This window comes from Streptomyces sp. cmx-18-6 (genome assembly GCF_046548915.1).
Classification (GTDB): domain Bacteria; phylum Actinomycetota; class Actinomycetes; order Streptomycetales; family Streptomycetaceae; genus Streptomyces.
Window position 1 is genome coordinate 196,848 of the sequence record NZ_JAEBEP010000002.1, and the last position, 25,105, is coordinate 221,952.

The following is a 25,105-nucleotide window of genomic DNA, read 5'->3' on the forward strand; positions in this document are numbered from 1 at the left end:
AATGGCCGACGACAAGCGTTGTGAAACGACGGGGGTGCCAATGACGGACACGCACACGCGCACAGACACGCACACGCGCACGGATTCGGACGCGCACACGAGCGCCGGCGCCCGCGCGGACCTGCACAGGGACCGGATCGCAGACGTGCACGCGGACCCGATCGCAGACGTGCACGCGCACCCGCACGCGGATCCGATCGCAGACCCGCACGCGCACCCGATCGCAGACGTGCGCGCGGACCCGACCGAGCCCCGTCCCGCCGGCCCGCCCGCCGGGGCCCGTGAGGCGATCACCCGCGCGGCCGTCGACGTGACCACCGCCGGTCTGCCCGCCTGGCTCGACCCCGTCGCCCGGGCCGCCCGCAGCGTCCGCCCGCAGCAGCTCAGCCGCTTCCTGCCGCCCGAGAGCGGGGCGGGCCGGCAGTCCGCCGTCCTGGTCCTCTTCGGCGAGGGCGCGCGCGGCCCGGAGCTGCTGCTGATGGAGCGCTCCGGCACTCTGCGCTCCCATGCCGGCCAGCCGTCCTTCCCCGGCGGCGCGCTCGACCCCGAGGACGGCGACCAGGCCACCACCGGGCCCCTGCGCGCCGCGCTGCGCGAGGCCGAGGAGGAGACGGGTCTCGATCCGCGGGGCGTCCAGCTCTTCGGCGTACTGCCCCGGCTGTACATCCCGGTCAGCAGTTTCGTCGTGACGCCCGTCCTCGGCTGGTGGCGTGCGCCCAGCCCGGTCGGGGTGGTCGATCCGGCCGAGACGGCCCGGGTCTTCACCGTTCCCGTGGCGGATCTCACGGACCCGGCCAACCGCGCCACGACCGTGCACCCGAGCGGCCACAGCGGTCCGGCCTTCCTGGTCGAATCGGCTCTGGTCTGGGGCTTCACGGCCGGGGTGATCGACCGGATCCTGCATTACGCGGGGTGGGAGCGCCCGTGGGACCGGGACAGAGAGGTGCCGCTCGACTGGCGCGCATGACACGCTGGCGGTCCTGCTGCGCTGTACCGGGCCCGGCCCGGACCCCGTCACCCCTGACGGGTCAGGTGACGAAACTGCGAGGCTATCGACGGTGAACGTGCTGGACATCCTGCTGCTGCTCGGCGCCGTGTGGTTCGCGGTCATCGGTTACCGCCAGGGTTTCGTCGTCGGCATCCTGTCGGTGATCGGCTTCCTCGGCGGCGGTCTCGTCGCGGTCTACCTGCTGCCGATCATCTGGAACCGGGTGACCGAGGGGTCGGAGGTCTCCACCGCGGCCGCCATCGGAGCGGTCGTCGTCGTGATCGTCTGCGCCTCGATCGGCCAGGCGTTCACCACCCACCTGGGCAACAAGCTGCGCAGGCACATCACCTGGTCACCGGCGCGCGCGCTGGACGCGACCGGCGGCGCGCTGGTCAACGTGGTGGCCATGCTGCTCGTCGCCTGGCTGATCGGTCTGCTGCTGGCCGGGACCTCGCTGCCGACGCTCGGCAAGGAGGTCCGTACCTCCTCCGTCCTGCTCGGGGTCTCCCGGGTGATGCCCCAACAGGCGCCCACCTGGTTCCGGGACTTCTCCTCCGTCCTGGCGCAGAACGGCTTCCCCCAGGTCTTCAGCCCCTTCGCCAACGAGCCGATCACCGAGGTCAAGGCCCCGGACCCGGCCCTCGTGGGCAGCCCGGTCGCCGCCCGCGCCAAGAAGTCGATCGTCAAGGTCATGGGTACGGCTCCGAGCTGCGGCAAGGTCCTCGAAGGCACCGGGTTCGTCTTCTCCGACCGCCGGGTGATGACCAACGCCCACGTCGTCGGCGGCGTCGACGAACCGACCGTGCAGATCGGCGGCGAGGGCCGGCTGTACGACGCGAAGGTGGTCCTGTACGACTGGCAGCGCGACATCGCCGTCCTGGACGTGCCCGACCTCAAGGCCGTACCGCTGGAGTTCACCGGCTCGGACGACGACGCGGAGAGCGGCGACAGCGCGATCGTCGCCGGATTCCCCGAGAACGGCGCGTACGACGTGCGCTCGGCCCGGGTCCGCGCCCGCATCGACGCGGACGGCCCGGACATCTACCACCGGGGCACGGTCCGCCGCGACGTCTACTCCCTCTACGCGACCGTGCGCCAGGGGAATTCCGGCGGCCCGCTGCTCACTCCGGAAGGGAAGGTGTACGGAGTGGTGTTCGCCAAGTCGCTCGACGACCCCGACACCGGCTACGCACTGACCGCCGACGAGATCCGCGAGGACATCAGGATCGGCCGCACGGCGAACCAGCAGGTCGACAGCCAGGGCTGCGCCCTCTGAAAGCGGCGGTGGCTCCGGAAGCCTGAAGCGGCGGCGGCTCCGGGAGCCCGGACCCACGCCCGTACGGTCGCATGCCCCGCCGCCTGCCCCCGTACGCCAGAACGGCCCCGCCGCCTGCCCCCGTACGCCAGAACGCCCCGCCGCCCGCTCCCGTACGGTAGAACGCCCCGCCGGTCAGCCATGCGGCTCGGCGGGGCGCGGTGCGGTCGGCGGGTTCGGGAAGGATCAGCCGGGGTCGGGAGATTCAGCTACGGGGGTGGCGCAGCCGCGCCGAGACCCAGCGGGCCCGACGACGGAGGATGCGCGGAATCCCGAGCCGGGGATGGTGAAGGCGAAGGTCCTGCACATCGTGCACCCGGCCCAGAGGGCCGCCCCCCTCATGAGCGCTCGCACCGGCTGTCGCGGTGGAGCGGCGGTTGCGTGCTTCGTCAGTGAAGTCGTGCGTCCAGCCCATACCCCGACGTCTGCCCGTGTCCCAAGGTCGGTAATCGTGCGCGAGTCAGCCAATTGGCGTATGCGGCAGGCAAGTGGCCGGGGGCGCGGACCCGTGCCCGGGGTGGGCTGCCCGGTTACCGGTCGGGCTCGGGATCCTTGAGCCAGTTGATGAGTTCGGTGGAGAAGGCGATCGGGTCCTCCTCGTGGGGGAAGTGCCCGACACCGTCGAAAAGTCGCCATCGGTAGGGCGCCTCGACGTACTCGCCCGAACCCGCCGAACTCCGGGTGCGGACCGCCGGATCGAGTGAGCCGTGCAGGTGCAGGGTGGGCACCCGGACGGGCCGCTTCATCCGGCGGTTGAACTGGACCCCGTCCGGACGCGCCATCGAGCGGACCATCCAGCGGTACGGCTCGATCGAGCAGTGGGCGGTGGAGGGGATGCGCATGGCCCGCCGGTAGACGTCCAGGGCGTCCTCATCGGGGAAGTCCGGCGTCCGGGGCCCGGCCCAGTCCTGGACCAGACGGCCCACCAGGGCCGCGTCGTCCGCGACGAGCTGACGTTCCGGCAGCCAGGGGCGCTGGAATCCCCAGATGTACGAGCCCGCCCGCGACTGGGCGAAGTCGGACAGCATCGAGGAGCGCCAGCGGCGCGGGTGCGGCATGGACGAGACGACGAGCCGGCGCACCAGCTTGGGCCGCATCACGGCGGCCGTCCAGGCGAGATAGCCGCCCAGATCGTGGCCGACCAGGGCCGCGTCCGGCTCCCCGAGGGAGCGGATCACCCCGGTGACGTCGAGGGCCAGGTTGGCAGGGTCGTAACCGCGCGGGGTGCGGTCGCTGCCGCCCACCCCGCGCAGGTCCATCGCGACGGCCCGGAAGCCCGCTTCGGCGAGCGCGGGCAGCTGGTGGCGCCAGGTCCACCAGAACTGCGGGAACCCGTGCAGGAGCAGGACCAGCGGCCCCTCACCCATCTCGGCGATGTGGAAGCGCGCACCGTTGGCGGCCACATCGCGGTGGGTCCAGGGGCCGTCGAGGCGCACGGGCCCTCCGGCGCCGACGGGGCCGGCGCCCCGGGCGGACGGGGTGGCCGGAACCGCCGGTGAGCCCACCGGTGAACCCGCGGAAGAGCCCGCCGGGTCGGCCGGACCCGGGGGGCCGACCGAACCCGCCGGGCCGAATGCGCTGGAATCGGGAACCGTCATGTGGACGAGCGTGCCACAGAGACGGCGCTGTCCTTACCCGATGCGTGCTCGACACCCGTACCCGCGGCGAGACTGCTGCCGGATCGCTTGAGGATCGCGTCGGCCGTGATGGCCGGGCGCGGGTGCGGCTTCGCGTTCTGCAACACGGCGGCGGTTTGCTTGGCCGAGGCGATCGACTTCTGCGGCGGCTTGACCTTCTTGAACTTCAGCCAGCCCAGCAGCCCCAGCAGCGCCGCCAGAAGGATGAACCCGCCGGCCACGATCAGGAACGACCACGCGAGGCCGAGGCCCAGGTTGTGGATGCCGTACGCGGCGGCGAAGCTCAGCATCGGCATGGTGAACAGAAGCAGCACGCCCGCGACGATGAACGCCACACTGCCGATCACCCCCCGCTTGACGTCCTGCCGCACCTCCGCCTTCGCCAGGGCGATCTCGTCGTGCACCAGCGCGGACATCTCGGCCGTCGCCGAGGCGACCAGCTGCCCGATGCTGCGGTCGGCGCTGCCCGCGTAGTTGCCGGGGTCGCTCATCCCTGACTCCCTCTCCGTCTTCGACACATCCGATGTCAGATCATGCCGGACTGTCCGGCATGTTGCGCGCTGCCCCCGCCCGTTCGGCGCGACGGCGGTGCTCGGCCGCCCTCGCCTCATGGATCGCGGCCATCCGCAGGTGATACCCCGGATCGTCCTGTTCATGGACGTCGGGCACCCCGGACGCGACCTCGTCCCGCTCCGTCCTCGTCCCGCTCTTCCGCATCGGTCGGGGCGAGGTGTCGGCGTACGCGGAGTTTCAGCAGTACCCCGGAGAGTACGGCCGCGATCAGGGATCCGAGCAGTACGGCGGCCTTGATCTCGTTGATCGTGTCCGCGTCGCCCTCGAAGGCCAGTTCGCCGATGAGCAGCGAGACGGTGAACCCGATGCCGGCGAGCGAGGCGACCGCGAGGACGTCCGCCCAGGCCAGGTCCTTGTTCAGCTCCGCCTTGGTGAAGCGGGCGGTGAGGTACGAACCGCCGAAGATGCCGACCGTCTTGCCGATGACGAGTCCGAGGACGACGCCGAGGGTCTCGGGCCGGGTGAAGACGCCGGCCAGCGCGTCGCCCTTGAGGGAGACCCCGGCCGAGAAGAGGGCGAACAGCGGGACGGCGACGCCGGCGGAGAGCGGGCGGGCCAGGTGTCCGATGCGCTCGCCGGGGGAGTGCGCCTCGTCCTCGCGCCGGGTGCAGCGCAGCATCAGCCCCATGGCGACGCCGGCGATGGTGGCGTGGACGCCGCTGTTGTACATCAGGCCCCAGACGACCAGGGCGAGCGGCACGTAGACGTACCAGCCCCGGACGCCGAAGCGGAGCAGCAGGTGGAAGAGGGCCAGGCCGAGGGCGGCTCCGCCGAGCGCCAGGAAGTCGAGGTCGTCGGTGAAGAACACCGCGATGATCAGGATGGCGAAGAGGTCGTCGACGACGGCGAGGGTGAGCAGGAAGGCCCGCAGCGCGGTGGGCAGCGAGGTGCCGATCACCGCGAGGAACGCGAGCGCGAAGGCGATGTCGGTGGCGGTCGGCACGGCCCAGCCGGCCAGGGAGCCGCCGCCCACGACCGCGGTGATCGTGTAGACGAGCGCGGGCACCGCCATGCCGCAGAGGGCCGCCACGACCGGGAGGGCGGCCGCCCTGGGATCGCGGAGCTGGCCCGCGACCAGTTCGTGCTTGAGCTCGACCCCCACGACGAAGAAGAAGACCGCGAGGAGCCCGTCCGCCGCCCAGTGGGCCACGGAGAGGTCGAGGCCGAGGGCGGCGGGGCCGAAGTGGAAGGAGCTGACCGCCTCGTACGAGGAACCGGCGGCGTTCGCCCAGATCAGGGCGGCGACCGCGGCGGCCAGCAGGATCATGCCGCCGACTGTTTCGGTGCGCAGCGCGTCCGCCACGTAGTTCCGCTCGGGGAGGGGGAGGCGGCCGAGCAGGACACGGCGGGGCGGGGGCGGCGTGGGGGAGGGCGGCGGTACGGGGGCGGGCGGGGCCACGGGGGGAACCTCCGGGTGGGAAACGGCATGATGCCATGGCTGGTCAACCTGCCGACCAGACTTCCCGGCGCCCCTGTGAAGATTTTCTTCGCGACTCTGTGACGTTATGTGCCGCTACGGGCGGCACGCCCACTCTACGTGAGATGTACGCGAGCTCCGACGGGCTCCCGGCGCGGTGCCGGATGCCCATCGGAGCCGTACAAGAAGGTTTTCTCAGTCCTCGGAGGACGAGGACGGCAGCTGGGTGGTGATCAGGTCCATCACCGAGGAGTCGGTGAGGGTGGTGACGTCGCCCAGCTCGCGGTTCTCGGCGACGTCGCGCAGCAGGCGGCGCATGATCTTGCCGGACCGGGTCTTGGGCAGCTCGGCGACCGGCAGGACGCGCTTCGGCTTGGCGATCGGGCCGAGCGTCGTGCCGACGTGGTTGCGCAGCTCCGCGACCAGCTCGTCGGAGGTGGTCGCCGTACCGCGCAGGATCACGAACGCGACGATGGCCTGGCCGGTCGTCTCGTCCGCCGCGCCGACGACGGCCGCCTCGGCGACCGCCGGGTGGGAGACGAGGGCCGACTCGACCTCGGTGGTCGAGATGTTGTGGCCCGACACGAGCATGACGTCGTCGACCCGGCCGAGCAGCCAGACGTCGCCGTCCTCGTCCTTCTTGGCACCGTCGCCCGCGAAGTACTTGCCCTGGAAACGCGACCAGTAGGTGTCGAGGAACCGCTGGTCGTCGCCCCAGATGGTGCGCAGCATCGAGGGCCACGGCTCGGTGAGGACGAGGTAGCCGCCCCCGCCGTCCGGCACCTCGTTGGCGTCGTCGTCCACGACGGTGGCGGCGATGCCCGGCAGGGCGCGCTGGGCGCTTCCCGGCTTGGTCTCGGTCACGCCGGGCAGCGGCGAGATCATCATCGCGCCGGTCTCGGTCTGCCACCAGGTGTCCACGATCGGGCACTTGTCGGCGCCGATGTTCTTCCGGTACCACATCCACGCCTCGGGGTTGATCGGCTCACCGACCGAACCGAGGACGCGGAGACTGCTCAGGTCGAACTTCGCGGGGATGTCGTCGCCCCACTTCATGAACGTGCGGATCGCGGTCGGCGCGGTGTAGAGGATCGTGACGCCGTACTTCTGCACGATCTCCCAGAAGCGGCCCTGGTGCGGGGTGTCGGGCGTGCCCTCGTACATGACCTGGGTCGCGCCGTTGGCCAGCGGCCCGTACACGATGTACGAGTGGCCGGTCACCCAGCCGACGTCGGCGGTGCACCAGTAGACGTCGGTCTCGGGCTTGAGGTCGAAGACCGCGTGGTGCGTGTACGCGGCCTGGGTGAGGTAGCCGCCGGAGGTGTGCAGGATGCCCTTCGGCTTCCCGGTGGTGCCCGAGGTGTAGAGGATGAACAGCGGCTGCTCCGCCTCGAACGCCTCGGGGGTGTGCTCGGCGGACTGCCGGGCGGTGATCTCGTGCCACCAGACGTCGCGGCCCTCGGTCCAGGCGGTGTCCTGACCGGTGCGGCGGACCACGAGGACGTGCTCGACGCTCTCGATACGGGAGACGGCGTCGTCGACCGCGGGCTTCAGCGCGGAGGGCTTGCCGCGGCGGTAGCCGCCATCTGCGGTGATGACGACCTTGGCGTCCGCGTCCTGGATACGGGTGGCGATGGCGTCGGCCGAGAAGCCGCCGAAGACCACCGAGTGCGTCGCCCCGATGCGGGCGCAGGCCAGCATCGCGACGGCGGCCTCGGGGATCATCGGCAGATAGACGGCGACCCGGTCGCCCTTGCCGACGCCCAGTTCGGTCAGCGCGTTGGCGGCGCGGGAGACCTCGTCCTTCAGCTCCGCGTAGGTGATGGCGCGGCTGTCGCCGGGCTCGCCCTCGAAGTGGATGGCGACCCGGTCGCCGTTGCCCGCCTCGACGTGCCGGTCCACGCAGTTGTACGCGACGTTCAGCTTGCCGTCCGCGAACCACTTGGCGAAGGGCGGGTTGCTCCAGTCGAGGGTCTCGGTCGGCTCGGTGGCCCACGTCAGGCGGCGGGCCTGCTCGGCCCAGAAGCCCAGCCGATCCGCCGCGGCCTGCTCGTACGCCTCTGCGGTGACGTTGGCGTTGGCGGCCAGCTCGGCAGGCGGAGCGAACTTCCGCTCTTCCCGAAGCAGGTTGGCCAGGCTCTCGTTGCTCACGACTTCTCCCAGTCCCAGGGTGTCCGTTGTGTTCCGGGGCATAGCTCATCAGGCGCGGGGTCGGGTGACAAGTGTCTGCCGGGAATTGGTTTAGACCTGTGTTCTCGTGTATGGAAGCATGATCCCGCTCCGCAGGTCAGGACGGCTTTACGACGCGTGGCGCAAAGTCGCCCCGTGGTTCTTCTCCGGGACGTACGGCTTTCCGGGGTGGACGGCTTTCCCGGACGTCCGGCTGGGATGTACGGCTGGGATGTACGGCGCGGAGCGGGGTCATCAGGTCTCACGGGCCCGGGGGCTGTCCGGTTCAGCGCTGGGGCTCTTCAACCGTCCCGCAGCCGGGCAGCCCGGCAGCCCGGCGGTCCAGGTATCCAGGTCTTCGGTTCGGACGCTGGTGTTCTCCAGCTGTGCGGTTCAGACGCTGGTGCGTTCCAGCTCTCCGGTGCCGACCCGGTCGAAGATCTCGTCGGGCCCCGTTCCGGAACTGGAGCCCTCGGTCAGCAGATACGCCTGCGCCTCGCCGACGTGGAAGTACATCCCGTGCAACTGGAGCGTCCCCTCGGTGAGCCGCCTGGCGACCGCCTCGTGGGCCCGCAGATGCTCCAACTGCTGGACGACGTTGGTGAGGCAGAGCTGCTCGACCTCGTCGGCGGGCAGCCGGCCGGTGATCCGCGCCCAGGGGTGGCGGCGCGACGCCATGCGCTCGAGGCTCGGCAGACCGTGGCGCAGCCAGCGCCACAAGGGGGTTCTCGGCCTGTCCGGACCGGCTTCGGGCTCTCCCTTGAGCAGCGCCTGCATGGCACCGCAGCCGGAGTGGCCGCAGACGGTGATGGACTCGACCCGCAGCACGTCCACCGCGTACTCGATCGCCGCGGCCACCGAGTCGTCGCCGCCCTGCGCGGACACGGTGCCCGGCAGGGGCACGAGATTGCCGACGTTGCGCACGGTGAAGAGGTCGCCCGGGCCGCTGGAGGTGATCATGCTGGTGACCAAGCGGGAGTCGGCACAGGTGATGAAGAGCTGTGAGGGGCTCTGCCCCTCGGAGGCGAGCCGGGCCAGCTCGTCGCGTACCAGCGGTGCCGTGTTGCGCTGGAACGAACTCAGGCCGCTCAGCAGCCGGTGCGCGCCGTCCCGCCTGTCGGCTCCGGCGCTGTCGAGGGTGCCGGACACGGGGTCGGACGCGGTGTCGGCTTCGGTGCCGGGAGACGTACCGGCGGTGTTCGCCGGACCGGCGTCGGGGCGGTCGTGGCAGTGGTGGTTGCGCCACGGGGTCCAGGGGCGGCAGCAGGAGTGGGCCGCGGCGGCGGGTTCGGCGATGCGGCTGCCGGAGCGGCCGGTGAAGTCGATCCGGCCCCCCTGGGCGAGCTGCGCGCTGCGCCAGGACTGGATCGCCTCGTAGGCGGCGTGGTCCATGAAGGACCCGTCCAGCTCGACGGTCGCGTCGATGCCCGGCGGCAGCTGCCCGAGGACCCGGGTGAGCCTCGGAACGGCCAGGAAGGTCAACTGGCCGTGGACGGTGGCCACATGCCGCCCGCCCTGCTCGGTCACGGTGATCTTCGTGCGACCCAGCCGGTGCAGCGAGACCACCACCGCCATGGCCACACCAAGCGCGACGCCCGCCAGCGCGCCGAAGGCGACGACCCCGGCGACCGTGGCCGCGTAGACGGGGAACTCCCGGTGCCTGTGGATGTTGCGGATGTGCGCGAAGCTCACCATCTGGATCCCGACCACCATCACCAGGGCGGCCAGCACGGCCAGCGGGATCCACTCGAACACGGTGACCAGCAGTCCCGCCGCGAGGAGCACCCAGACCCCGTGCAGCACGGTGGAGGCGCGACTCCTCGCCCCGGCCCGGACATTGGCCGAACCGCGCACCACGCCCCCGGCCACCGGCAGCCCGCCCAGCAGCCCGGTCAGCGTGTTGGCGATGCCTTGCCCGCGCAACTCCCGGTCGAGGTCGGAACGCTCCGGGGGCTGCGAAGACTTCGGAGGTTGAGAGGGCTGCGGGGGTTGATGGGGCTGAGACGGCTGCGGGGGCTGCGGGGATGACGGAGGGGTGCCGGGTGGGGCGTTGAGCGAGGGGGTGGAGGAAGGGCAGGGGCTGGGGGAGTCGCTCGACGGGCGCTCCTCGCCGTTCACGAAGGGGGCCTCGTCGCTTGCGGGTGGGACCTTGTTGCTTACGGGGGAGGCGTCGCCGCTCACGGGAGAAGCTGCGCCGTTCCCGGGGCGGGCTTCGTAGCTGACGGGAGATGCCGGGTGCCTCGGTTCACCCGCGCGGTCGGCGGTCAGCTTGTCCACGGTCACCGCGGCGAGCAGCGACTCCAGGCTGGCCACCAGCATCACGGTGAACACCGCGGTGGCCAGGGCGAGGACGGGCCCCTGCGGCAGCTCCGGCAGGGCGTGCGAACGCCAGGACGGCAGGTCGACCCGGGCGATCCCAGGCATCGCCACCGCTGCCACCCCGGTCGCGATCACCACTGCGGCGAGCGCGGCCGGGATGCTCCGCACCGTCCGGCCGACCCGCCCCGGCAGTCGGGGCCACAGCAGCAGAACGGCGATGGTCAGCGCCCCGATGAGCGGAGCCGCCGCACCGATCCCGGTCAGCTGCTCCGGCAGGGCCAGGGCGTTGGCCACGACGGAGCTCTGGGGCGACCCGCCGAGCATGATGTGCAGCTGGGCGAGTGCGATGGCCACACCGATGCCGGCGAGCGTCCCGTGCACGATCGCCGGGCTGACGGCGAGTGCGTTGCGCGCGGCTCTCATGGTGCCGAGGAGGATCTGGAGCAGCCCGGCACCGATGGTGATGGCACAGGTGGTGCGCCATCCGTAGACCTGGATCAACTCGGCCGTGACGACGGTCAGTCCGGCGGAGGGGCCACTGACCTGAAGAGGTGTGCCGCCGAACAGCCCGGCGACGATGCCGCCGACCGCTGCGGCCACCAGGCCGGCCTCCAGCGGGGCCCCCACGGCGAGGGCCAGGCCGAGCGACATCGGGACGGCGATGAGGAAGACGGTGATCGAAGCGGACATGTCCGCGCCCGCGATCCGCAAGCGGCGGCCGCCGGGCGGCGGTGGGCTGTGGGGCCCCTTCGCTCCCGAGGCGCGGCGAGGCCGCGCATCGCGGGGGGTGTCGCGGGGCGTGTGGTCATCACGAGTGGGGACGCAGGCGGACATGTTCCCGTCTCCTCCGGAGGCAGCGCGGTCGCGAGGACGTCAAGGGACGCGGCCGTGAGTCACGGCGTGCAGTAGCGGGATTTCTCAACTCTCAGTAAATGAATGGTAATGGAGAGTAAAGATTGGGGTCTCGCATTCCGGGCATTTAGGTCAGCACCTCACTCTTTCAAGTGAATAAGCAGCTTTTCATTCGGTATGTCGCTCTCCTCCCCGCAGGGCCGCGTGCGAGTTTGGCCGCGCCGTGTCGGCACTTCAACGCAAATAACCTGCAAGGAAGAGGGTGGGCGGATGATCGCCGCCACGAAGAGGATCGCCATGGGCCTCATGGCCACGGCGCTGGCAGCCGTTCTCGCGGGCTGTTCCGGAGCCGGCTCCGGAGGGTCCGCGACCGGGGAGGCCGGTGCGGAGAAGGGGGCCCACGGCGCCAAGGAGAACGCTCCGGAGGCTCCCCCGAAGAACGCCGTCAAGCTCATCGGGGACGGCTCCACCGCCTTCACCGGCGTTCAGCCGAAAGTGCCGGCCGCCCAGCGCCTGGCACCGGGTCAGAAGCCGCCGCAGTTCGTGGTGTTCTCCTGGGATGGTGCCGGCGAGGACAGCCAGAAGCTGTTCTCGCACTTCCGCGGCGTCGCCAAGAAGTACAACGCCACCATGACGTACTTCCTCAGCGGTGTGTATCTGCTGCCTGAGCAGAAACGATCCCTCTACGCCCCGCCGCAGCACACCGCGGGCCGCTCCGACATCGGCTTCAACGACACCGAGGGCATCCGCGACACCCTCACCGAACTGCGCGCCGCCTGGAAGGACGGCAACGAGATCGGCACCCACTTCAACGGCCACTTCTGCGGCAAGGACGGCGGAGTGGGGACCTGGTCCGTCGAGGAGTGGAAGAGCGAGATCAGCCAGGCGAAAGCTTTCGTCAAGAGCTGGAAGACCAACGCTCCGGAGCTGAAGGCCGAGGCGCCGCTCCCCTTCGACTACGACAAGGAACTGGTCGGCGCCCGCACCCCCTGCCTCGAAGGGCAGAAGAACATGGTCGCCGCAGCCCGGAACATGGGCTTCCGATACGACTCCAGCGGCGTCGGCAATCAGGTCTGGCCCAAGAAGAAGGGCGGCGTCTGGGACATCCCGCTCCAGCTCGTCCCGATGCCCGGCCGCGCTTTCGAGACCCTCTCCATGGACTACAACTTCATGGTCAACCAGTCCGGTACGACGACGCAGGGCGACCCCTCCCAGCACAAGTTCTGGGGCGACCAGATGCGTGACGGCCTCCTCCAGGCATTCGACCGCTCGTACAACGGCAACCGGGCGCCGCTGATCATCGGCAACCACTTCGAGTCCTGGAACGGCGGCACCTACATGCGCGCCATCGAGGAGACCATCGCGAAGGTGTGCACCAAGCAGGACGTGCGCTGCGTGTCCTTCAAGCAGCTCGCGGACTGGCTGGATGTTCAGGACCGGAAGGCGCTGGCCAAGCTCACCACGCTCGGCGTCGGCGAAGCGCCGAAGGAGGGCTGGTCGTCCTACCTCGGCTCCCTCTCCGCCGCCGCGAAGCCGGCGGAGAAGGGCAAGGCGGCCGGCCCGGAGGCCGAAGAGCCGGCGGCCCGGAACGCCGACTAGGCGACCTCCTCGGTCACCCTCTGCCCCCTGTCGCCCCGCGCCCGCCACCCCGCTGCCCGCCACGCCGGCGGACTGTGGCGGGGGACGGGGGCGGGAGCCGGACCGAGGGGTGCCGGGGTGAAGGGGGCCGGAGGAGGTTGGAGGGAGCGGGGAGCCCTACGGAGCCGGGAGGCAGAGGCTCAGGCGGGCGCGGGGAGGCCCACTCCGGCCTGCCGCTCGCCGAGGACGAAGGCGGGATCGACCTGAGCCGCCAGGTCGGCGCCCGTCTTCTCGTTGCCCCAGCTCTCCGCGTTCTTCAGGTGGAAGTGCACCATCTGCCGCGTGTAGCGCTCCCAGTCGCGCAGCGCGTACGAGTCCTCGGCGGCGTTCTGCAGTGCCTGCAGGGCCATCCGGTTGTCCGCCTCCAGCAGCTCGAACCGTGACGGCCGACCCTTCTCCATGGACCGCACCCAGTCGGAGTGGCCGACTCCGATCAGCAGGTCGTCGCCGACCTCCGCGCGCAGGAAGTCCAGGTCGTCCGGGCCCTGCACCTTGTTGCCGACGACTTTCAGCGCGACGCCGAAGTCGCGTGCGTACTCCTTGTACTGGCGGTACACCGACACCCCCTTACGGGTCGGCTCCGCGACGAGGAACGTCATGTCGAACCGCGTGAACATCCCGGAGGCGAACGAGTCCGACCCCGCCGTCATGTCGACCACGACGTACTCGTCCGGCCCGTCGATCAGGTGGTTGAGGCAGAGCTCGACGGCCCCGACCTTGGAGTGGTAGCAGGCCACGCCGAGATCGGACTCCGTGAACGGGCCGGTGGCCATGAGCCGGATGTCCCCGTCGTCGAGCCGGACCGTACGCGCGCAGGTATCGAAGATCGGGTTGTCCTCGACGACTCGCAGCAGCCGCGAGCCCTCGCCGGGCGGAGTCGTCTTGATCATCGTCTCGGCGGAGGAGATACGGGGGTTGGCGCCGCGCAGGTAGTCCTTGATGAGGGGGAGGTGCGCACCCATGGCGGGCAGCGCGGCCGCCTCCGCTTCGTCGAGGCCGAGGGCGGCCCCCAGGTGCTGGTTGATGTCGGCGTCGACGGCGACGACGTGGGCTTCATTGGCGGCGAGGTGGCGGATGAAGAGCGAGGACAGCGTGGTCTTTCCGCTGCCGCCCTTCCCGACGAAAGCGATCTTCATGTTCACCTAGGGTAGTGGGTCGATAGCGCAGAGCTGTCGAGGTTCGTGAAGATGGCCACTTGGGGGCGGTCCGTGAGCGGGGGGCGCGTAGCCTCGCTACTTATGAGTACGACTGCCTCAGACCCGCTCGCCACCCTCGGTGCTCTGCCCGGAGTGCCCGACGCGGTGGACTCCGTACGCAAGGCCGTCGACCGGGTCTACGGTCACCGTGTCATGCGCCGTCGCAGCAACGAGGTCACAGCCGAGGCCGCGCTGCGAGGCTCCCGCGGGTCGGCCGCGCTGGCCGGTGCCGACTGGAACCTGGAGGAGGTGCGTCGGCGCACCGACTTCAGCGGTGAGGCCGATGCGCGCATGGTCGGAGCCGCGCTGAGGCTCACCGCGGAAGCCGGACAGCTCCTCTCCATCTGGCGTCAGTCGCCTCTCAGGGTGCTGGCGCGGCTGCACCTGGTGGCGGCCGGCGGGGCCGCGTCCGACGACGCGGTCGGACGCCCGCGGCTGCTCGGTGAGCCCGTCGACGAGCCGCTGATCGAAGCGCCGCTCGCCGACGCCGACGAGGTGGCGGGGCGGCTCGAAGGGCTTTCGCAGCTGATCATCGCGGGCAGTGCGGCCCCCGCCCTGGTGACGGCCGCGGTGGTGCACGGTGAGCTGCTGGCGCTGCGTCCCTTCGGCTCGCACAACGGCCTGGTGGCGCGGACCGCCGAGCGCATCGTGCTGATCGGCAGCGGGCTGGACCCGAAGTCGATCTGCCCGGCCGAGGTGGGCCACGCGGAGCAGGGCCGGGCGGCGTACGTCGCGGCGTTCGAGGGCTATACGGCGGGAACCCCGGAAGGCATGGCGGCCTGGATCGCACACTGCGGGCGCTCGGTCGAGCTGGGGGTACGCGAGTCAACGGCGGTCTGCGAAGCCCTGCAGCGCGGCGCGGCGTAGGCGGCACCCCACCGGCGTCAGGCGGCCCGTGGGCCGACATCAAGGTGGCATCTGCCCTGGGCAAAGGGTTGCGGCGGTACCGGAATGCGGTACCGCCGCTGGCACGTCCGCCCAGTTACCAAGCGTCCTCGTGAATTGCCCATCAGGTCGGGTACTTTGCCCGTCACCTGGTGCGGCTGGCCCGTAATCGACGGGTCGACGTCGCGTGGGTGCTCGGCTTTCGTGCTCGGTCCGTGGGGCCGTTACTGCGTTACAGGTCATCCTCGCGGATGTCCTTGGTCTCGCGGGCCGTTGACTCCTTTGTACTCCAGGGCAGAGGGAAGGGAAAGCCCTGGCCCCACTTCTTTACTTTTAGGTTCAATCAAGGGCGAATCGGGCAGCCCTTGCTGGCTTCTCGAACTTCCCGGGCTTCCCGGGCGTCTTGGGGTTCCCGGGCTTCAGGCTTTCCCGACGCGGGCGGTTCTCGCCGGTGGTTGTGTGCCGGGTCATGCCGCTGGTCGAGCCGTCGTGCGCCCGCTCATCCCGATACCGCGCTGGTGGTACGCCGGCGGCTGGCGTACCAGACGAGTCCCGCAGTGACGGCTGCCGCGCCGACCGCGGCGGCGGCCACGAGTGCCGGGCGCGGCGGCATCGAGAAGGCGGGCAGTCGCTGCTTGAGCCGTACCGGGCGATTGAAGACGAGAATCGGCCATTCGCGAAGGGTCGCTTCGCGGCGCAGCGCGCGGTCGGGGTTGACCGCGTGCGGGTGGCCGACCGCTTCCAGCATCGGTACGTCGGTCGCCGAGTCGCTGTAGGCGTAGCAGCGCGAAAGGTCGTACCCCTCGGAGACTGCGAGCGCCCGTACGGCTTCGGCCTTGGTCGGCCCGTAGGCGTAGTACTCCACCTCACCGGTGAAACAGCCGTCGTCCCCGACGACCATGCGCGTGGCGACGACGCGGTCAGCGCCCAGGAGTTCGCCGATCGGTTCGACCACCTCCGCCCCCGAGGTCGACACGATGACCACGTCGCGGCCCGCCGTGTGATGCTCTTCGATGAGGGTGGCCGCCTCGTCGTAGATGATCGGGTCGATCAGGTCGTGCAAGGTCTCGGCGACGATCTCCTTGACCTGCTGCACGTTCCATCCCTTGCAGAGGGCGGAGAGATATTCACGCATCCGCTCCATCTGGTCGTGATCGGCGCCCCCGGCGAGGAACACGAACTGTGCGTACGCGGTGCGCAGTACGGCGCGGCGGTTGATCAGTCCGCCTTGGTAGAAGGACTTGCTGAAGGTCAGCGTCGAAGACTTCGCAATGACCGTCTTGTCCAGGTCAAAGAAGGCTGCTGTGCGCGGCGAGAAGCAGTTTTCCACAAGGGTGAGCATAGGTGCCCACCATTCGGCGTAAAATCCGGCGCGTGGGTTTGCCTGAGAAGGCTCTCGGGTACACCATGGAAGTCACGGATCGTTCGCGACCGTGCTAACCCCGGTCCGGCTCCTCCCCCCCCCGAGTCGGCCGTGGGGACGACCCCCGCTCTCCCCCCCGGCGGGGGTCGTCGCATGTCCGGACGCGTTTTCACTCCCCGGGCCCAACGCTTCCCTCCCTTCCGACCCCTGCGGGTCCGCTCGTGCGAGGCGTCGACGCTCACCCCGTCTCGTCACAGTGTGTAGCAGCGATGCTGCGCTCCGGAAGTCGCTGGTTCGGGTGACGGACATATTCACAATGCTGAAGTTGTCCACAGTTTTCGAGCAAGATCCACATGTTTTTCCGTGATGCCGCACGTTGATTTCCACCCGCGAAGTCCGTGGGCAGCGGATTCGCGCATCCCGGAAACGCTCCGAGATCACCGCGAACCGTACTGAAGGGGCAGTGAGAAGGGGGCGGAGATCGTGGCTGGATCCCTCACGCGAGAAGGGCTGACGGTCGCCGGAGGGCGGCGCGGCGGACCGCTGATCGTGACGGAAGACGTGGAGCTGCTCGACGATCTGCTGCGGCTGTGCGCGGCGGCCGGGGCGGAGCCGGAGGTTCACCACGGCCCGCCCGGACGACGGGGCGGCTGGGAGCAGGCTCCGATGGTCCTGGTGGGCGATGACGCGGCCGAGCGGTGCCGGGGCGCGGCCCGCCGGCGGGGGGTGATGCTGGTCGGCCGGGACCAGGACGACCCCGACGTCTGGCGACGCGCGGTTGAGATCGGGGCCGAATACGTGCTGCGGCTGCCCGACTCCGAGGGCTGGCTCGTCGACCAGATCGCCAATGCGGCCGAAGGCGTCGGCAGGCCGGCGCTGACTGTCGGCGTGATCGGCGGCCGGGGCGGCTCCGGCGCATCCACGCTGGCCTGTGCTCTCGCCGTGAGTGCGGCGAGGTCCGGCAGGCGGACGATGCTGATCGACGCGGACCCCCTGGGCGGGGGCATCGATGTCCTGCTGGGCGGCGAGCGCGCCGAGGGCATGCGGTGGCCGGATTTCGCCCACTCCAAGGGGCGTCTCGGCGGTGGAGCCCTGGAGGACTCCCTGCCCGCGCTGCATGGACTGCGAGTGCTGAGCTGGGGCCGCGACGACGAGGTGGCCATCGCGCCGCAGGCCATGCGGGCCGTCCTGGCCGCCGCGCGCCGGCTCGGCGGGGTGGTGGTCGTGGATCTGCCGCGTCGGGTGGACGAGAGCGTCGTGGAGGCGCTGGCCCAGCTCGACCTCGGCCTGCTCGTGGTGCCGGGCGAGCTGAGAGCGGTCGCGGCGGCCAAGCGGGTCGCGTCCGTGGCCGGCATGATGCTGGACGACCTGCGGGTGGTGGCCCGGGGACCGTATGCGGCAGGTCTCGACGAGCGATGGGTCGCCCAGGCCATCGGTCTGCCGCTGGTGGGTGAACTGCCGCTGGAATCAGGACTTCTGGCCTCCCAGGACGACGGGGTGCCACCGGGCGGCAGCGCCCGCGGCCCTCTCGCCCGCTTCTGCGATGCGTTCTGGGAGCAGGCGGCGGCAGCGGGGGACACGGGTTCCGCAGTGGCTCCGGCCGGGGGAGGCGCGCCGTGACCGATGTGCTGCTCGACGCCGTGCGCCAACGGCTGGCGTGCAGCGGTGACGCGCCCACCCCGGCCGGAGTGGCTGCCGCGCTGCGGGCCCAGGGGCGGCTGCTGGGGGATGCGGAGGTGCTCGGGGCGGCGGCCGAACTGCGCGGTGAGCTCGTCGGCACGGGCCCGCTGGAGCCGTTGCTCGGCGACCCCGAGGTGACCGATGTGCTGGTGTCCGCGCCGGACCGGGTGTGGGTGGACCGGGGCGGCGGCCTCCAGCTGACGGGGATCACCTTCCCGGACGCGGCGGCGGTGCGGCGGCTGGCCCAGCGGCTCGCCGCGGTGGCGGGCAGGCGGCTGGACGATGCCCGTCCGTGGGTGGACGCGCGGTTGCCGGACGGGACGCGGATGCATGCCGTGCTGCCCCCGGTGTCCGTCGGCACGACCTGTCTGTCCCTGCGGGTGGTGCGCCCACGGGCCTTCTCCCTGGCGGAGTTGGTGGAGGCCGGAACGGTGCCGCCGGGCGGCGACCGGATTCTGCGGGCCATGGTGGAGGCTCGGCTCTCGTATCTGATCAGCGGGGGCACCGGGGCGGGCAAGACGACCCTCCTCGCCAGCCTGCTGGGGGCAGTCGGTGCGGACGAGCGCATCGTGCTGGCCGAGGACTCCGCCGAACTGCGCCCCGACCACCCGCATGTGGTGCGCCTGGAGTCCCGCCCCGCCAACCAGGAGGGCGCGGGCCGTGTGACCCTGCGGGATCTGGTGCGGCAGGCGCTGCGGATGCGGCCCGACCGGCTGGTGGTGGGAGAGGTCAGGGGCGTCGAAGTGACGGAGCTGCTGGCCGCCTTGAACACCGGCCATGAGGGAGGCTGCGGCACCGTCCATGCGAACGCCGCCGAGCACGTCCCCGCCAGGCTGGAGGCCCTGGGGACGGCCGCGGGACTGGACCGGGCCGCGCTGCACAGCCAGTTGGCGGCTGCGCTCTCGGTGGTCGTGCATCTCGTACGGGACCGGGCGGGGCGGCGGCGGATCGCCGAGATGCACGTCCTGGAACGGGACGCGGCAGGGCTGGTGGTCACCGTGCCCGCTCTGAGCTGGAGCGCGGACGGCTTCGTTCCCGAGCGGGGCTGGGGGCGGCTGGAGTCGCTGATCGGAGGTGCGTTGTGACTGGGGGCGCTGCGGCCCACGCGATGCATACGGCGGCCCTGTGCGCGGGTGCGGCGGTGTGGCTGGCCATGATGCGGAACCCCGGGGCGCGGCGGGCACGGGTCCTGTTCATGGACGGACCGGCCCAGCCGTGGTGGGCGTGGCGGGCGTGGCCGGGCCTGCGCAGGGCCGGGGAGTTGGTCAGGGAGCGGCGCGAGTGGTGGTGCGTCCCGGCGGCGGTCCTGCTCGCGGTGGTGGGTGAGTCGGTGCTGCCGCTGGTCGCCGGAGCCGCGGCGGTCCCGTTGGTACGACGGTGGGTGCGTCGCCGGGCCCGGCGACGGGAGCGGGAGCGGGCGGCGGACGCCGTGGCGGCGTTGTGCGGCGCTGTGGTCGGGGAGCTGCGCGCCGGACAGGAGCCCGGGCAGGCGTTGGTGGCCGGCCTGCGTGATGGCGTGGCGGACGGGGATGCGCGAGCGGAGGCCCGGCCGGGCGCGTGGCTCGGGGACGCGGAGGCCGCCGTGCTGGCGGCTGCCCGGTTCGGGGGCGATGTGCCCGCGGCCCTGCGGCAGGCGGCGGACGGGCCGGGGATGGACGGCCTGTCCGGGATGGCCGCGTGCTGGCGGGTGGCGGTGGACGGGGGAGCAGGGCTCGCGACCGGCCTGGACCGCCTTGAGACGGCCTTGCGGGCCGACCGGCGCAGACGGGAGGAGTTGCGGGCCCAACTGGCGGGAGCCTGGTCGACGGTCGTGGTCCTCGCCCTGTTGCCGGCGGCGGGCCTGGGGCTGGGGGCCGCGCTCGGAGCCGAGCCGCTGCGGGTGCTGCTGCACACCCCGGGTGGGCTGTTCTGTCTCGCGGTGGGGGGCTGCCTGGAGGGGGCCGGCCTGTTCTGGGCCTGCCGGATCGTGCGTGGAGGGGAGGCGTCATGAGTGCTACGGCGGGAGGAGTTGTCCACAGCCTGGGGATGCTGGGCGCGTTACTGGGCGTCGCGGCGCAGCTGGCGCTTGCATCGGCCGCCGGACGCCGGAGGCGACTGGTCCGCGGCAGGGGCGCACGGCTGCTGGCCGTTGCCCCGACCGTACGGACCGCCTGGTGGAAACGGACCGACTGGTGGACCCGAGCTGTGGTCGTGCCGCTCCGGGCGGGCGGCGGAACCGGCCTCGACCGCGCCGCCGGTCCAGGGAAGTGGGCGGCCCCGGCCGGGGCCTGGCTGACCGGGTGGATTCTGATCGGCGGCCTCATGGGGTGCGCTGTCGGTTCGGCGGCGGCGTACGGGACGTGGCGATGGCAGCGGAGCCGGCCCGCGCCGCACCCGGGCGAGACGCGTGAGGAGCGTGCCGCGATCGCCGGACAGCTTCCTCTGGCCGCGGATCTGCTGGCGGCGTGCATCGCGGTCGGGGCCGGGCCGCGCGAGGCGGCGGAGGCGGTGGGCGAGTCCATCGGCGGCCCGGTCGGCGACCGGCTGGCCCGTGCCGCCGCCGAGATCCGCCTCGGCGGCGAGCCCGCCGAGGCGTGGGGGCGGCTCGCGGAGATACCGGGCGCTGGTCAGTTGGCCCGTTGCCTGCACCGGGCCGCAACGACCGGGGCCCCGGCGGCGGAGCCGGTCTCCAGGCTGGCCGAGGCGATGCGCGCCGAGCGGGCCGCTGCGGCCGTGGCACGTGCTCAGCGAGCCGGCGTGCTGATCACCGCACCGGTCGGGCTCTGCTTCCTCCCCGCCTTCCTGGTGGTGGGGGTGGCACCGGTGATCATCGGCCTGGCCGGCGGGCTGCTCGCAACGCGCTGAGAACTGTCAGCGCAGCAACACACCCGGCTCATGCGGTGGTTGCTTCTGCTTCCACTCGTGTTCTCAATCATGGGCGTCCCGTTCGGAGGGCTGCCCGATATCGATCCATGTCTATGGGGGACGTAATGAACAAGAAGTTTGCGGGACGGGCAGCTGGCGTATTCCGCCGCACACGGCAGGCGGCGTGGCCGGCGGGGCGGTCGGCGACATGGTTCGCGCGGTGGTCGGGAGGGCCGGGCCGGCCCTCCGATCGCGGTATGACGACCTCCGAATACGCGGTGGGCACCATCGCGGCCTGCGCCTTCGCGGCGCTGCTCTACAAGGTGGTCAACAGCGGACCGGTGCTGGCGGCGTTGCAGTCCCTGGTCGAGGGCGCGCTCGATGCGAAGTTCTGAGACCGGCCCCGGCCCCGTCCTCAGGGCCGGGGCCGGGTATCGCAGGGGGGGTTGGCACCGGCGTCGGGATCGGGGTGCGGTGACGGCGGAGGCCGCTGTGGTCATCCCGGTGCTGGTGGCCTTCGCCATGGCGCTGCTCTGGGCGCTGGTGGCGGCCTCGGCCCAGATCCGGTGTGTGGACGCGGCGCGGGCGGGGGCACGGGCGGCGGCCCGTTCGGAGCCGGAGGCGGCGGTGCTGGCCGCCGCCCGTGACGCCGCGCCTCACGGGGCTCGCGTCGCCGTGGAGAGAGCCGGGGAGTTGTGGCGCGTCCGGGTGGACGCGCCGACTCCGGGCCCGGCGGCGCTGGCCCTGACGCTGAGCGCCGAGGCGGCGGCACTGGCGGAGGACACGATCGGCGATGTGGCAGGGGGTGCCGGGCCATGACGAAAGCCGAAGCCCGGGGGCGGGGTTGGGGGCGGGGGCACGGGCGAGGCCGAGGACGGAGGCTGAGGCCGGACCCCGGCCGTCAGCCGGATCCAGGCCAGGGACGGGCTCAAGGCCGCGGACGGGCTCGGGACCAGGGGTGGGCTCGGGGGCAGGGCCGAGAGCGGGATCGGTGTCGCCGGGGCCGGGGCCCGGGTCGGGATCGGGGGGTGGCGACGGTGTGGGTGGCCGTCACGGCGGCGACCTTGTGCGCGGTGTTCGCCCTCGTGCTCGCGCTGGGACAGGCTGTGGCCGCCCGCCATCGGGCGGGTGGTGCGGCGGACCTGGCAGCGCTCGCCGCAGCCGACCGCGCGCTGGAGGGGGTGAAGGTCGCATGCGGGGCGGCACGGCGTGTGGCTGTGGCGCAGGGGGCGTTGATCGTCCGTTGCGCGGTGCGGGGAGAGGTCGCTGATGTGACCGCTCGCGCCCGCTTCGGGCTCTACGAACCCGACGTCAGGTCCCGGGCCGGTCCGCCCGTCGCGCTCCGTGCGGCGGCCGGCCGGGCACCCCGGTGATTCGGCCGGGCCGCCGCACGGCCTCGGCCGGTCGGAAGGGCTGAGGGGCCCTCCGCCCGTACGCGGGAGCCGCGGGCGACGGTGGCGTCATCGGCGAGCTTGAGAACGCCGAGAGCCTCATCTGCGGTACTCCGTCTGCTTGTTGCGTCGGCGGGGTGTTCGACCTCCTCCGCGCCGGTGGACGACGCCCCCCGGCCCCGGGCCGCTGAAGTCCTTTGCCCCCGCCGACCGGGGGCGATGCCGGGGCCGGCGGGGAAGCGCGTGGAAGGCGAGGGTCGGGTCAGCCTGAAGGACCGTGGTCACGCCGCTGCTGTCGTCCTGAGCCGTCAGGTCTCGGGCCGGTCCTTCGTCGGTGGCTCCGGGGGCGCCGCGCTGAGGAGTTCGGTGAGGAGGCGGATGGCGCCGCGCTTGTGCAGGGGCTCGTTGCCGTTGCCGCACTTGGGGGACTGGATGCAGGAGGGGCAGCCCGCCTCGCATTCGCAGGAGGCGATGGCTTCGCGGGTCGCCGTCAGCCACGTACGGGCGGTACGGAAGGCGCGTTCGGCGAATCCGGCTCCGCCCGGGTGGCCGTCGTACACGAAGACCGTGGGCAGCAGGGTGTCCGGGTGCAGCGGTATGGAGACGCCGCCGATGTCCCAGCGGTCGCAGGTGGCGAAGAGCGGGAGGAGGCCGATCGACGCGTGCTCGGCGGCGTGGAGTGCGCCACCGAGGATCTCCGGGTTGATGCGGGCGGCGTCGAGCTGGTCCTCGGTGACCGTCCACCAGACGGCCCGGGTGCGCAGGGTGCGGGGAGGCAGGTCGAGCTTGGTCTCGCCCAGGACCTCGCCGGTGATCAGTTTGCGGCGGAGGAAGGAGACGACCTGGTTGGTGACCTCGACGGAGCCGTAGCAGAGCCGCCCCTGACCCCAGGGGATCTCGGTGTCGGTCTCCAGGACGGAGATGGCGGTGGTGTCGCGGGCGACGGTCGAGTACGGGGGCTCGGCCTGTTCGACCAGGGCGACGGAGTCCTCCAGGTCCAGTTTCCGGACCAGATGGGTGCGGCCCTGATGGAGGTGGACGGCGCCCTCGTGCACGGCGGTGTGGGCGGCGGCGGCGTCGACCGTGCCCAGCAGGCGGCCGGTGTTCTCCTCGACGATCTGGACGGGGCGTCCGCCCCCGCCCCGGATGTCGGTGAGGTCGGCGGCCCGTTCGCGGCGGGTCCAGTGCCAGCCCGACGCCCGCCGGCGGAGCAGCTTCGCGGCCTCCAGTTGCGGCAGCAGCTCGGGCACGGCGGGTCCGAAGAGAGCGATGTCGGGCTCGGTGAGGGGCAGTTCGGCGGCCGCGGCGCACAGGTGGGGAGCCAGGACATAGGGGTTGTCCGGGTCCAGCACGGTCGATTCCACGGGCTGCTGGAACAGTGCCTCGGGATGGTGCACCAGGTAGGTGTCCAGCGGGTCGTCCCGGGCGACCAGGACGGCCAGGGCCCCCTGCCCCGAGCGGCCGGCGCGGCCCGCCTGCTGCCAGAGGGAGGCCCGGGTGCCCGGGTAGCCGCAGATGACGACGGCGTCGAGGCCGGAGACGTCGATGCCGAGTTCCAGGGCGGTGGTGGCCGCCAGTCCGAGGAGTTCGCCGGAGTGCAGGGCCCGCTCCAGGGCGCGGCGCTCCTCGGGGAGGTAGCCGCCGCGGTAGGCGGCGACCCGCTTCGGCAGGGAGCGGTCCACGTCCGCGAGGCGTTCCTTGGCGATGACCGAGATCAGCTCGGCGCCGCGCCGGGAGCGTACGAAGGCGACCGAGCGCACGCCCTGGACGGTGAGGTCGGTGAGCAGGTCGGCGGTCTCGGCCGTCGCGGTACGGCGCACCGGGGCCCCCTTCTCGCCGTGCAGGTCGGTCAGCGGGGGCTCCCAGAGGGCGAAGACCAGCTCGCCGCGCGGGGAGGCGTCGTCGGACACCTCCTTCACCGGCAGGCCCGTCAGACGCCCGGCGGCGACCGAGGGAGCCGCCGCGGTGGCGGAGGCGAGGAGGAAGACCGGGTCGGCCCCGTAGCGGGCGCAGAGGCGGCGCAGCCGCCGCAGGACCTGCGCCACATGGGAGCCGAACACGCCCCGGTAGGTGTGGCACTCGTCGATCACGACGAAGCGCAGCGCGCGCAGGAAGGAGGACCAGCGGGCGTGGGACGGCAGGATCCCGCGGTGCAGCATGTCGGGGTTGGTCAGGACGTAGTTCGCGTACTGGCGCACCCATTCGCGTTCCTCGACCGGAGTGTCGCCGTCGTAGACGGCGGGCCGGACGGCGTTGCCGAGGGGAGCCGCGAGGGCCTTCACGGAGCGTCGCTGGTCGGCGGCCAGGGCCTTGGTGGGGGAGAGGTACAGGGCGGTCGCCCCCCGGCCGTTCGGGGCCTCGGAGCCGTCCAGGAGGGTGCTGAGGACCGGGGCGAGGTAGGCGAGGGACTTGCCGGACGCGGTACCGGTGGCGATCACGACGGATTCGCCGTCCAGCGCGTGCTCGGCGGCGATCGCCTGGTGGGCCCACGGATGGCCGATCCCGGCCTTCTCGATCGCCGAGATCACTTCTGGGCGGATGCGATCCGGCCAGATGGCATGGGTTCCCGATCGTGGGGGCAAGTGCTCCGTATGAGTGATGCGCGCGGCCCGGCCCGCCCCTGTGGCGAGCCGGTCGAGGATCATGGCGGGAGAGGGGCGCGCTGCCCCACTCTCGGGTGGTCGTCCGGGACGGTGATTCTTGGCCATCGGCACCGAGTGTGTCACTGGCGTGACGGACAATGGTCCCAAGGCGTCGTGCATGGCTGCTGGTAAGTGATTGAATGCCATCGCGGCTGGCGATCCGTCCCCTGGCCTCCGTCGGGGAGACCGAGGGGCG

Annotated in this window: 19 protein-coding genes and 1 pseudogene; 11 read left to right on the top strand and 9 right to left on the bottom strand. The window is 71.8% G+C overall.

Translation table 11 applies throughout. The annotated features are described in order from the left end of the window. The first annotated feature begins 1 nt into the window (after position 1). The gene (locus tag ACLJPL_RS05925) at positions 2–967 is read left to right on the top strand and encodes an NUDIX hydrolase (protein WP_411080025.1); all 966 of its coding nucleotides are present in this window, start codon (positions 2–4) and stop codon (positions 965–967) included. 91 nt (positions 968–1,058) lie between these two features. Further along, complete coding sequence (locus ACLJPL_RS05930) at positions 1,059–2,264, top strand: MarP family serine protease (protein ID WP_411079618.1); 1,206 nt, start codon at positions 1,059–1,061, stop codon at positions 2,262–2,264. Positions 2,265–2,508: 244 nt separating this feature from the next. On the opposite strand, the gene ACLJPL_RS05935 is transcribed toward ACLJPL_RS05930, so the two are convergent. The 6 genes and pseudogenes from ACLJPL_RS05935 to ACLJPL_RS05960 all read right to left on the bottom strand — a co-directional run bounded on the left by ACLJPL_RS05935 (position 2,509) and on the right by ACLJPL_RS05960 (position 11,252). After that, positions 2,509–2,718 carry a hypothetical protein gene (locus ACLJPL_RS05935; protein ID WP_411079619.1) on the bottom strand — a complete coding sequence of 70 codons (210 nt, stop codon included), beginning with the start codon at positions 2,716–2,718 and terminating at the stop codon, positions 2,509–2,511. A gap of 115 nt (positions 2,719–2,833) precedes the next feature. Next, positions 2,834–3,901, bottom strand: coding sequence for an alpha/beta fold hydrolase (locus ACLJPL_RS05940; RefSeq protein ID WP_411079620.1), 1,068 nt, complete (start codon positions 3,899–3,901; stop codon positions 2,834–2,836). Further along, positions 3,898–4,431: a phage holin family protein gene (locus ACLJPL_RS05945; RefSeq protein ID WP_411079621.1), complete on the bottom strand. Its 534-nt coding sequence runs from the start codon at positions 4,429–4,431 to the stop codon at positions 3,898–3,900. The genes ACLJPL_RS05940 and ACLJPL_RS05945 overlap by 4 nt, the downstream gene beginning before the upstream one ends. 40 nt (positions 4,432–4,471) lie before the next feature. Further along, positions 4,472–5,816, bottom strand: a pseudogene (gene nhaA / locus ACLJPL_RS05950) (Na+/H+ antiporter NhaA). 309 nt (positions 5,817–6,125) lie between these two features. Then, on the bottom strand, positions 6,126–8,123 hold the full coding sequence (acs, locus tag ACLJPL_RS05955; protein ID WP_411079622.1) for an acetate--CoA ligase: 1,998 nt from the start codon (positions 8,121–8,123) through the stop codon (positions 6,126–6,128). Between the two features lie 369 nt (positions 8,124–8,492). After that, positions 8,493–11,252: a SulP family inorganic anion transporter gene (locus tag ACLJPL_RS05960; protein ID WP_411079623.1), complete on the bottom strand. Its 2,760-nt coding sequence runs from the start codon at positions 11,250–11,252 to the stop codon at positions 8,493–8,495. Between the two features lie 288 nt (positions 11,253–11,540). Here ACLJPL_RS05960 and ACLJPL_RS05965 point away from each other — a divergent pair, with 288 nt between their 5' ends. Next, entirely contained in the window at positions 11,541–12,869 is a 1,329-nt protein-coding gene (locus ACLJPL_RS05965; RefSeq protein WP_411079624.1) for a hypothetical protein, read from the top strand. Positions 12,870–13,048: 179 nt separating this feature from the next. Here ACLJPL_RS05965 and ACLJPL_RS05970 read toward each other — a convergent pair whose 3' ends face one another. After that, entirely contained in the window at positions 13,049–14,044 is a 996-nt protein-coding gene (locus ACLJPL_RS05970; protein ID WP_411079625.1) for an ATP-binding protein, read from the bottom strand. A gap of 102 nt (positions 14,045–14,146) precedes the next feature. Between ACLJPL_RS05970 and ACLJPL_RS05975 the strand changes: the two genes are divergently transcribed. After that, entirely contained in the window at positions 14,147–14,971 is an 825-nt protein-coding gene (locus tag ACLJPL_RS05975; protein WP_411079626.1) for an oxidoreductase, read from the top strand. Positions 14,972–15,488: 517 nt separating this feature from the next. Here ACLJPL_RS05975 and ACLJPL_RS05980 read toward each other — a convergent pair. Beyond that, complete coding sequence (locus tag ACLJPL_RS05980) at positions 15,489–16,331, bottom strand: HAD family hydrolase (RefSeq protein ID WP_411079627.1); 843 nt, start codon at positions 16,329–16,331, stop codon at positions 15,489–15,491. Between the two features lie 504 nt (positions 16,332–16,835). On the opposite strand from ACLJPL_RS05980, the gene ssd reads away from it, so the two are divergent. The 7 genes from ssd to ACLJPL_RS06015 all read left to right on the top strand — a co-directional run bounded on the left by ssd (position 16,836) and on the right by ACLJPL_RS06015 (position 22,249). After that, entirely contained in the window at positions 16,836–17,972 is a 1,137-nt protein-coding gene (gene ssd / locus ACLJPL_RS05985) for a septum site-determining protein Ssd (protein ID WP_411079628.1), read from the top strand. After that, positions 17,969–19,117 carry a TadA family conjugal transfer-associated ATPase gene (locus ACLJPL_RS05990; RefSeq protein WP_411079629.1) on the top strand — a complete coding sequence of 383 codons (1,149 nt, stop codon included), beginning with the start codon at positions 17,969–17,971 and terminating at the stop codon, positions 19,115–19,117. The genes ssd and ACLJPL_RS05990 overlap by 4 nt, the downstream gene beginning before the upstream one ends. A 23-nt stretch (positions 19,118–19,140) precedes the next feature. Then, positions 19,141–20,022, top strand: coding sequence for a type II secretion system F family protein (locus ACLJPL_RS05995; protein WP_411080026.1), 882 nt, complete (start codon positions 19,141–19,143; stop codon positions 20,020–20,022). Continuing rightward, a complete protein-coding gene (locus ACLJPL_RS06000; protein WP_411079630.1) occupies positions 20,019–20,876 on the top strand; it encodes a type II secretion system F family protein in 858 nt (285 codons plus the stop codon). Before ACLJPL_RS05995 ends, ACLJPL_RS06000 begins: the two co-directional genes overlap by 4 nt. A 257-nt stretch (positions 20,877–21,133) precedes the next feature. After that, complete coding sequence (locus tag ACLJPL_RS06005; RefSeq protein WP_411079631.1) at positions 21,134–21,271, top strand: DUF4244 domain-containing protein; 138 nt, start codon at positions 21,134–21,136, stop codon at positions 21,269–21,271. Positions 21,272–21,350: 79 nt separating this feature from the next. Continuing rightward, positions 21,351–21,695 carry a TadE family type IV pilus minor pilin gene (locus ACLJPL_RS06010; RefSeq protein ID WP_411079632.1) on the top strand — a complete coding sequence of 115 codons (345 nt, stop codon included), beginning with the start codon at positions 21,351–21,353 and terminating at the stop codon, positions 21,693–21,695. Between the two features lie 209 nt (positions 21,696–21,904). Beyond that, positions 21,905–22,249, top strand: coding sequence for an Rv3654c family TadE-like protein (locus ACLJPL_RS06015; RefSeq protein WP_411079633.1), 345 nt, complete (start codon positions 21,905–21,907; stop codon positions 22,247–22,249). A gap of 326 nt (positions 22,250–22,575) precedes the next feature. On the opposite strand, the gene ACLJPL_RS06020 is transcribed toward ACLJPL_RS06015, so the two are convergent. After that, a complete protein-coding gene (locus ACLJPL_RS06020) occupies positions 22,576–25,056 on the bottom strand; it encodes a DEAD/DEAH box helicase (protein ID WP_411079634.1) in 2,481 nt (826 codons plus the stop codon). Positions 25,057–25,105: the final 49 nt, after the last annotated feature.

Coding starts and splice junctions, on each gene's coding strand:
- ACLJPL_RS05925 (WP_411080025.1), top strand. CDS start 2: ATGGCCGACGACAAGCGTTGTGAAACGACGGGGGTGCCAATGACGGAC.
- ACLJPL_RS05935 (WP_411079619.1), bottom strand. CDS start 2,718: ATGGGCTGGACGCACGACTTCACTGACGAAGCACGCAACCGCCGCTCC.
- ACLJPL_RS05940 (WP_411079620.1), bottom strand. CDS start 3,901: ATGACGGTTCCCGATTCCAGCGCATTCGGCCCGGCGGGTTCGGTCGGC.
- ACLJPL_RS05945 (WP_411079621.1), bottom strand. CDS start 4,431: ATGAGCGACCCCGGCAACTACGCGGGCAGCGCCGACCGCAGCATCGGG.
- acs (WP_411079622.1), bottom strand. CDS start 8,123: ATGCCCCGGAACACAACGGACACCCTGGGACTGGGAGAAGTCGTGAGC.
- ACLJPL_RS05960 (WP_411079623.1), bottom strand. CDS start 11,252: ATGTCCGCCTGCGTCCCCACTCGTGATGACCACACGCCCCGCGACACC.
- ACLJPL_RS05965 (WP_411079624.1), top strand. CDS start 11,541: ATGATCGCCGCCACGAAGAGGATCGCCATGGGCCTCATGGCCACGGCG.
- ACLJPL_RS05970 (WP_411079625.1), bottom strand. CDS start 14,044: ATGAAGATCGCTTTCGTCGGGAAGGGCGGCAGCGGAAAGACCACGCTG.
- ACLJPL_RS05975 (WP_411079626.1), top strand. CDS start 14,147: ATGAGTACGACTGCCTCAGACCCGCTCGCCACCCTCGGTGCTCTGCCC.
- ACLJPL_RS05980 (WP_411079627.1), bottom strand. CDS start 16,331: ATGCTCACCCTTGTGGAAAACTGCTTCTCGCCGCGCACAGCAGCCTTC.
- ACLJPL_RS05995 (WP_411080026.1), top strand. CDS start 19,141: ATGCATACGGCGGCCCTGTGCGCGGGTGCGGCGGTGTGGCTGGCCATG.
- ACLJPL_RS06000 (WP_411079630.1), top strand. CDS start 20,019: ATGAGTGCTACGGCGGGAGGAGTTGTCCACAGCCTGGGGATGCTGGGC.
- ACLJPL_RS06005 (WP_411079631.1), top strand. CDS start 21,134: ATGACGACCTCCGAATACGCGGTGGGCACCATCGCGGCCTGCGCCTTC.
- ACLJPL_RS06020 (WP_411079634.1), bottom strand. CDS start 25,056: ATGGCATTCAATCACTTACCAGCAGCCATGCACGACGCCTTGGGACCA.